This window comes from Achromobacter sp. (assembly GCF_036567245.1).
Lineage (GTDB): Bacteria > Pseudomonadota > Gammaproteobacteria > Burkholderiales > Burkholderiaceae_B > Achromobacter.
Map to the genome: position 1 here is coordinate 1 of NZ_DATCUY010000480.1, position 5,869 is coordinate 5,869.

7 protein-coding genes and 3 pseudogenes are annotated in these 5,869 nt (G+C 68.1%); 6 read left to right on the forward strand and 4 right to left on the reverse strand.

The genetic code is table 11. From position 1 onward, the window contains the following. The 4 genes and pseudogenes from VIR09_RS20380 to VIR09_RS20395 form a co-directional block, all read right to left on the reverse strand. Positions 1–239 (reverse strand): TrbC/VirB2 family protein (locus VIR09_RS20380; protein WP_208531840.1); only part of this gene is annotated, 239 nt, incomplete at its 3' end. Then, on the reverse strand, positions 236–1,288 hold the full coding sequence (gene trbB / locus VIR09_RS20385) for a P-type conjugative transfer ATPase TrbB (protein ID WP_260731236.1): 1,053 nt from the start codon (positions 1,286–1,288) through the stop codon (positions 236–238). The genes VIR09_RS20380 and trbB (VIR09_RS20385), both read right to left, overlap by 4 nt. Next, positions 1,285–1,749 (reverse strand): CopG family transcriptional regulator, encoded by a 465-nt coding sequence (locus VIR09_RS20390; protein WP_260731235.1) that lies wholly within the window; start codon positions 1,747–1,749, stop codon positions 1,285–1,287. Before VIR09_RS20390 ends, trbB (VIR09_RS20385) begins: the two co-directional genes overlap by 4 nt. Continuing rightward, positions 1,746–1,955, reverse strand: a pseudogene (locus tag VIR09_RS20395) (conjugal transfer protein TraG); the annotation flags it as partial. The gene VIR09_RS20390 and the pseudogene VIR09_RS20395, both read right to left, overlap by 4 nt. Between VIR09_RS20395 and VIR09_RS20400 the strand changes: the two are divergent. The 6 genes and pseudogenes from VIR09_RS20400 to VIR09_RS20425 all read left to right on the forward strand — a co-directional run. Continuing rightward, a pseudogene (locus VIR09_RS20400) lies at positions 1,948–2,199 on the forward strand (conjugal transfer protein TraG); the annotation flags it as partial. The pseudogenes VIR09_RS20395 and VIR09_RS20400 overlap by 8 nt on opposite strands. Then, positions 2,196–2,672, forward strand: coding sequence for a hypothetical protein (locus VIR09_RS20405; RefSeq protein WP_023110643.1), 477 nt, complete (start codon positions 2,196–2,198; stop codon positions 2,670–2,672). The pseudogene VIR09_RS20400 and the gene VIR09_RS20405, both read left to right, overlap by 4 nt. Then, positions 2,669–3,715, forward strand: coding sequence for a P-type conjugative transfer ATPase TrbB (gene trbB / locus VIR09_RS20410; RefSeq protein ID WP_023110642.1), 1,047 nt, complete (start codon positions 2,669–2,671; stop codon positions 3,713–3,715). The genes VIR09_RS20405 and trbB (VIR09_RS20410) overlap by 4 nt, the downstream gene beginning before the upstream one ends. Beyond that, on the forward strand, positions 3,712–4,104 hold the full coding sequence (locus VIR09_RS20415; RefSeq protein WP_023110641.1) for a TrbC/VirB2 family protein: 393 nt from the start codon (positions 3,712–3,714) through the stop codon (positions 4,102–4,104). The genes trbB (VIR09_RS20410) and VIR09_RS20415 overlap by 4 nt, the downstream gene beginning before the upstream one ends. Further along, positions 4,101–4,370 carry a VirB3 family type IV secretion system protein gene (locus VIR09_RS20420; protein ID WP_023110640.1) on the forward strand — a complete coding sequence of 90 codons (270 nt, stop codon included), beginning with the start codon at positions 4,101–4,103 and terminating at the stop codon, positions 4,368–4,370. The genes VIR09_RS20415 and VIR09_RS20420 overlap by 4 nt, the downstream gene beginning before the upstream one ends. Positions 4,371–4,382: 12 nt before the next feature. Next, positions 4,383–5,869: pseudogene (locus tag VIR09_RS20425) on the forward strand (conjugal transfer protein TrbE); the annotation flags it as partial.

Consider the following 5,869-nt stretch of genomic DNA (forward strand, 5'->3'; position numbering starts at 1 on the left):
ATGATGATGATGACCGCGACGATGCGCGCCACCGGCCCCTGGATGGATTCGAGGATGGATTGCAGCGGGCCTTCCCACGGCATCGAGGAACCGGCGGCCTGCGCGGTTCCGGCCAGGAACAACAGCAGCGCGGCCAGCAGCAGCCCTTGCCCCGCAGGGCGGGCCAGGCAGCGCAGCCGCGCAAGACGCAAAGCCGGATTTGCAGAAAAACGGAAAGCAGGAATGGTCATCTGCGTCATGGCAGTTCTCCAAGTGAGTGAGGGGATGGGGAAGTCGCCGCAGCGGGGGCGGCATCGGGACGTGGCGGCAGCTCGGGAAACGGCGTTTCCAGCGCGTCCGCCAATTGGTAGCCCACGCCGTCGAAGCCGACGACGCGGGCGATGCTCTCGATGCGGCGCTTGCGCCCGCGCCCGGCGATGTGGATCACCACGTTGACCGCCTCTGCGATCAGCGCACGCGGCGGGTTCACCGCCACTTCGAGAATCAGTTGCTCCAGGCGCAGCAGCGCGCCCAATGCGGAGCCGGCATGGATCGTGGCGATGCCGCCCGGATGGCCCGTGCCCCACACCTTGATGAGATCCAGTGCCTCGGCGCCGCGCACCTCGCCGACGACGACGCGATCCGGCCGCAGACGCATGGACGAGCGCACCAGTTCGGTCATCGACACCACGCCTGCGCGGGTGCGCAGGGGAACGTGGTCGCGGGCCGCGCATTGCAGTTCCACCGTGTCTTCGAGCACCAGCACGCGGTCGCCGGTGGCGGCGATTTCGGCCAGCAACGCATTGGCAAGCGTGGTCTTGCCACTGCTGGTGGCGCCGGCGATCAAGACGTTCTGCCGCTCGCGGACGGCGCGAACGAGAAAGCCCGCCTGCGCGCTGGTCATCATCCCGTCGATGACGTACCGCTCCAGCGGAATCACGCCGATGGCGCGCTTGCGCAGCGCGAAGGCCGGTCCCGGCGCGGCCGGCGGCAAGATGCCCTCGAAGCGTTCGCCCGTTTCGGGCAACTCGGCGGACAGCAGCGGCTGGCCGCGATGGACTTCCGCGCCGACGTGGGCGGCGACAAGGCGGATGATTCGCTCGCCGTCCGCCTCGGGCAGTTCCACGCCCATCGGCGCGCGTCCACTGGAAAGCCGATCCACCCAAAGGGTGCGATCAGGATTCAGCATCACCTCCACCACGTCCGGGTCTTCGAGCGCGGCGGCGATCAGCGGCCCCATCGCCGTGCGCAGCATTTGGATGCGGCGGTCGAGCGACGTGGCACTCATGGACTGCGGAACGGCGCTCATGACACACGCTCCTGCGCTTGCGCGGCTGCCGCCGCGTCCTCCATCCGCATCGGGTCGGGATGCAGCTCCTCCACCACGTCGCGCACCAGGCTTCGCCCGCGCAGCAGGTGGCGACCCAACTGTTCAACGAACTGCTCGAAGCGCGCTTTGCCCTGTGCGCGAGCGGCCTCTTGGTGCGCTTCGGGGACTGGCGTGCTGACCGTGAGGTAGTAGCGAATGAACAGCGCCAGCGTCTCGATCTGGATGTTCTGGTCGCGCTCCATGCGCTCGGCCTGGCGCGAGAGGCGATCCAGCCGCTTGGCGATGGCTGCCTCGCGCTGGTCGGCGGCATCGGGCGACAGCCACGATGCAAGCGCCGCCGCGACGATGGATGACTTGGACACGCCTTTCTTGGCGGCCAGCTCATCGAGCCGCTTGGCGTGCTCCGGCTGGATGAACAGGTTGAGGCGGTAGTGGCTCATAGCTCGATTCCGTCGTTGGGGTCGAGGGAAGCCAGCCGGGCCGTGCGCTGCATGGCTGGATCAAGCTGGCGCGGGAGGGGAAGCGGCAAATCGTCGTCGTCATCGAGCAGCCCGAGGTCGGCCGCGGGCGCAGCCAATTCGGGGTCGTAGGCGACGGTTTCGGATAGCTCGGGCTGGCGGCGCGGGCCGCCGTCGTCGGCCGTACCCGCCGCGCCGGCCACAGCATCCGCCGACGACCTGGGCGGCACCGATGACGGCGGCCCGCGCCGCCAGCCGGAGCTATCCGAAGTTACCGAATACAGCCCCGAACCGCTGTCCGCAGGCAATGACCTGGGGCTGCTCGATGACGACGACGACCTGCCGCTACCGCTTCCCGGCCAGCTCGACCCGGCCATGCAGCGCACGGCCCGGCTGGCTTCCCTCGACCCCAACGACGGAATCGACCTATGAGCCAATACCGCCTCAATCTGTTCATCCAGCACGAGCACGCCAAGCGGCTGGAAGAACTGGCCGCCAAGAAAGGCGTGTCCAAGTCGTCCATCGTCGCGGCGGCGCTGGCGTCCTGGCTGTCGCCGGACGCGGGCGACCAGCGCGAGGCGGCCATCGCCAAGCGGCTGGATCGCCTGTCGCGGCAGGCCGATCGACTGGAGCGCGACCAGAACATCCAGATCGAAACGCTGGCGCTGTTCGTGCGCTACTTCCTGACGGTCAGCACGCCGGTGCCCGAAGCGCATCAGGACGCGGCCCGCGCGCAGGGCAAGGCCCGTTTCGAGCAGTTCGTTGAACAGTTGGGCCGCCACCTGCTGCGCGGGCGCAGCCTGGTGCGCGATGTGGTGGAGGAACTGCACCCCGACCCAATGCGGATGGATGACGCGGCGGCGCAGGCCGAAGCCCATGAACGTGCTGCGGAGCGTGCCTCATGAGCGCCGTCCCGCAGATCCCGCCCGAACCCCGTTCATCGGCCGCGACCTCGCTGGATCGCCGCATCCAGATGCTGCGCACGGCAATGGGGCCGCTGATCGCCGCCGCGCTGGAAGACCCGGACGTGGTGGAAATCATGCTCAACCCCGACCGCACCCTATGGGTGGATCGGTTGTCGTCTGGCCGCACGCCGCTGGGCGTCGAACTGCCCGAAGCCGATGGCGAACGCATCATTCGCCTGGTGGCCGCGCACGTCGGCGCGGAAGTGCATCGCGGCCAACCGCTCTTGACCGCCGAGTTACCCGAAACCGGCGAGCGGTTCGAGGGCATCTTGCCGCCGGCCGCGCCTGGCCCGGCCTTCGCGCTGCGCAAGCGGGCCGTGAGCATCATCGGCTTGGATCGCTACGTCAGCGACGGCATCCTGACCGCAAGCCAAGCGGACTTCCTGCGCCGCGCCGTGCGCGAGCGCCAGAATATCTTGATCGCCGGAGCCACGAGCAGCGGCAAGACCACGCTGGCGAATGCGCTGCTGGCCGAGATCGCCGCCACGGGCGACCGCGTGCTGGTGCTCGAAGACACCATCGAGCTGCAATGCGCGGCCCGCGACCATGTACCGCTGCGCACCCGCGCCGGCGTCGTGTCGATGACCGAGCTGGTGCGCGCCACGATGCGCTTGCGCCCCGACCGCGTGATCGTCGGCGAAGTACGCGGCGGCGAAGCCCTCGACCTCATCAAAGTGTGGGGAACGGGACACCCCGGCGGCATCGCCACCATCCACGCTGGTTCCGCGCTGGGCGCATTGCTGCGCCTCGAACAGTTGATTCTCGAAGTCGCGGTGAACCCGCCGCGTGCGCTGATCGCCGAGGCGGTCAACGTCGTCATCCACATCGCCGGACGTGGCCGCAAGCGCCGCGTCGGAAGCATTGCCCGCGTCGTCGGCTTCGACGGCATGGGCTATCGCCTGGCGGACGCGCTGGAAACGCCGTTTCCCGAGTTGCCGCCGCTTTCTTCTCCGTCCCCTGACCAACCTGGAGAACTGCCATGACGCAGATGCACGCTCACGCTTTCCGCTTTTCCGTAAATCCGCTTCCCCGCCTGTCCAGCCTTGCGCGGCTGCGCAGCCTAGCCCACCCGGCGGGGCAAGGTCTGCTGCTGGCCGCGCTGCTGCTGTTGCTGGCTGGCACGGCACAGGCCGCCGGTTCCTCGATGCCCTGGGAAGGGCCGCTGCAATCCATTCTGGAGTCGATTCAGGGGCCGGTGGCGCGCATCGTCGCGGTCATCATCATCATCGCCACGGGCCTCGCGCTCGCCTTCGGCGATACGTCGGGCGGCTTCCGCAAGCTGATCCAGATTGTGTTCGGCCTGTCCATCGCCTTCGCTGCGTCCTCGTTCTTCTTGAGCTTCTTCAGCTTCTCCGGCGGGGCTGTCGTATGAGTACGGCCAACGATCTTCCGGGCTTCGAGGTGCCGCTGCATCGCTCGCTGACCGAACCGATCCTCATGGGCGGTGCGCCGCGAACGGTCGCCATTGCGAACGGCACGCTGGCCGCCGCCGTCGGACTGGGCCTGCAACTCTGGATTCCTGGCGTGGTGCTCTGGATCGTCGGCCATTCGCTGGCGGTGTGGGGCGCGCGCGTCGATCCGCAGTTCATGGTCGTGTTTGCCCGGCACATCAAGCACAAGCCGCTGCTGGACGTGTAGGGGGATGCCGCCATGCTGAACCTTGCCGAATACCGCCAGCGGCCCGCGCTGCTGGCCGACTGGCTTCCCTGGGCCGGGCTGATCGCGCCGGGCGTCATCTTGAACAAGGATGGCGCTTTCCAGCGCACGGCGCGCTTTCGCGGACCGGACTTGGACAGCGCCACGCAAGGCGAACTGATCGCCACCTCGGCCCGGCTCAACAACGCGCTTCGCAGGCTGGGTTCGGGCTGGGCACTGTTCATCGAGGCCGAGCGCCGTCCCGCCGCCGACTATCCGCGTTCCGACTTCCCCGAACCACTGTCGTGGCTGGTGGAGGAAGAACGCCGTGCCGCGTTCGAGGAATCGGGCCATCACTTCGAGAGCGGCTATCACCTGACGCTGGCCTACCTGCCGCCGGAGGAATCCCGCGCCCGCGCCGCCAAGCTACTTTACGAGAACACGCCCAGCGACGGCGTGGACTGGCGCGGCCGGCTCGATGCCTTCGTGGCGGAAACGGATCGGGTCTTTGACCTGCTCGATGGTGTGATGCCGGAAATCGCCTGGCTCGATGACGCTGAAACGCTGACCTACCTGCACGCCACGGTGTCCACGCGGCGCTACCGCGTGAGCGTGCCGGAAGTGCCGTTCCATATCGACGCGCTGCTGGCCGATTCCGCTCTGGTCGGCGGCCTCGCGCCGACGCTGGGCGACCAGCACCTGCGGGTGGTGTCGGTACGGGGCTTTCCGACTTCCACCTGGCCGGGCCTGCTGGACGACCTCAACCGCCTGGGCTTTGGCTACCGCTGGAGTACGCGCTTTGTCTGCATGGACAAAGCCGAGGCGGAAAAGGAGTTGGGCCGCCTGCGCCGCCAGTGGTTCGCCAAGCGCAAGAACGTGGTGGCGCTGCTGCGCGAAACCATCTTCCAGCAGGAAAGCCCGCTGGTCGATACCGACGCCAGCAACAAAGCGGCCGATGCCGATGCCGCCTTGCAGGAGCTGGGCAGCGATCAAGTCGCCTTCGGCTACCTCACCGCCACGGTGACGGTGCTCGACGCCGACCCGGCCGCTGCCGATGAAAAGCTGCGCATGGTGGAGCGCGTCATCCAGGGCCGGGGCTTCGTCACCATCCCCGAAACCTTGAACGCGGTCGATGCCTGGCTGTCGTCCATTCCCGGCAATGCCTATGCGAATGTGCGCCAGCCCATCGTCTCGACGCTGAACCTGGCGCACATGATGCCGCTGTCGGCGGTATGGGCCGGGCCGGAGAAGAACGACCACCTGGGCGGCCCGCCGCTGATCGTCACCCGCACCGATGGCGCGACGCCGTTCCGGCTGGTGACGCACATCGGCGACGTGGGCCACACGCTGGTCGCTGGCCCGACCGGCATGGGCAAGTCGGTACTGCTCGCCATTTTGGCGATGCAGTTCCGCCGCTATCGCGGCTCGCGCATCTTCGCCTTCGACATGGGGCGCTCGATGCGCGCCACGATCCTCGGGCTGGGAGGCGAGCACTACGACCT

Excerpts from the sequence above, each read along its gene's own strand:
- VIR09_RS20405 (WP_023110643.1), top strand. The coding sequence starts at position 2,196 with ATGAGCCAATACCGCCTCAATCTGTTCATCCAGCACGAGCACGCCAAG.
- VIR09_RS20415 (WP_023110641.1), top strand. The coding sequence starts at position 3,712 with ATGACGCAGATGCACGCTCACGCTTTCCGCTTTTCCGTAAATCCGCTT.
- trbB (WP_260731236.1), bottom strand. The coding sequence starts at position 1,288 with ATGAGCGCCGTTCCGCAGTCCATGAGTGCCACGTCGCTCGACCGCCGC.
- trbB (WP_023110642.1), top strand. The coding sequence starts at position 2,669 with ATGAGCGCCGTCCCGCAGATCCCGCCCGAACCCCGTTCATCGGCCGCG.
- VIR09_RS20390 (WP_260731235.1), bottom strand. The coding sequence starts at position 1,749 with ATGAGCCACTACCGCCTCAACCTGTTCATCCAGCCGGAGCACGCCAAG.
- VIR09_RS20420 (WP_023110640.1), top strand. The coding sequence starts at position 4,101 with ATGAGTACGGCCAACGATCTTCCGGGCTTCGAGGTGCCGCTGCATCGC.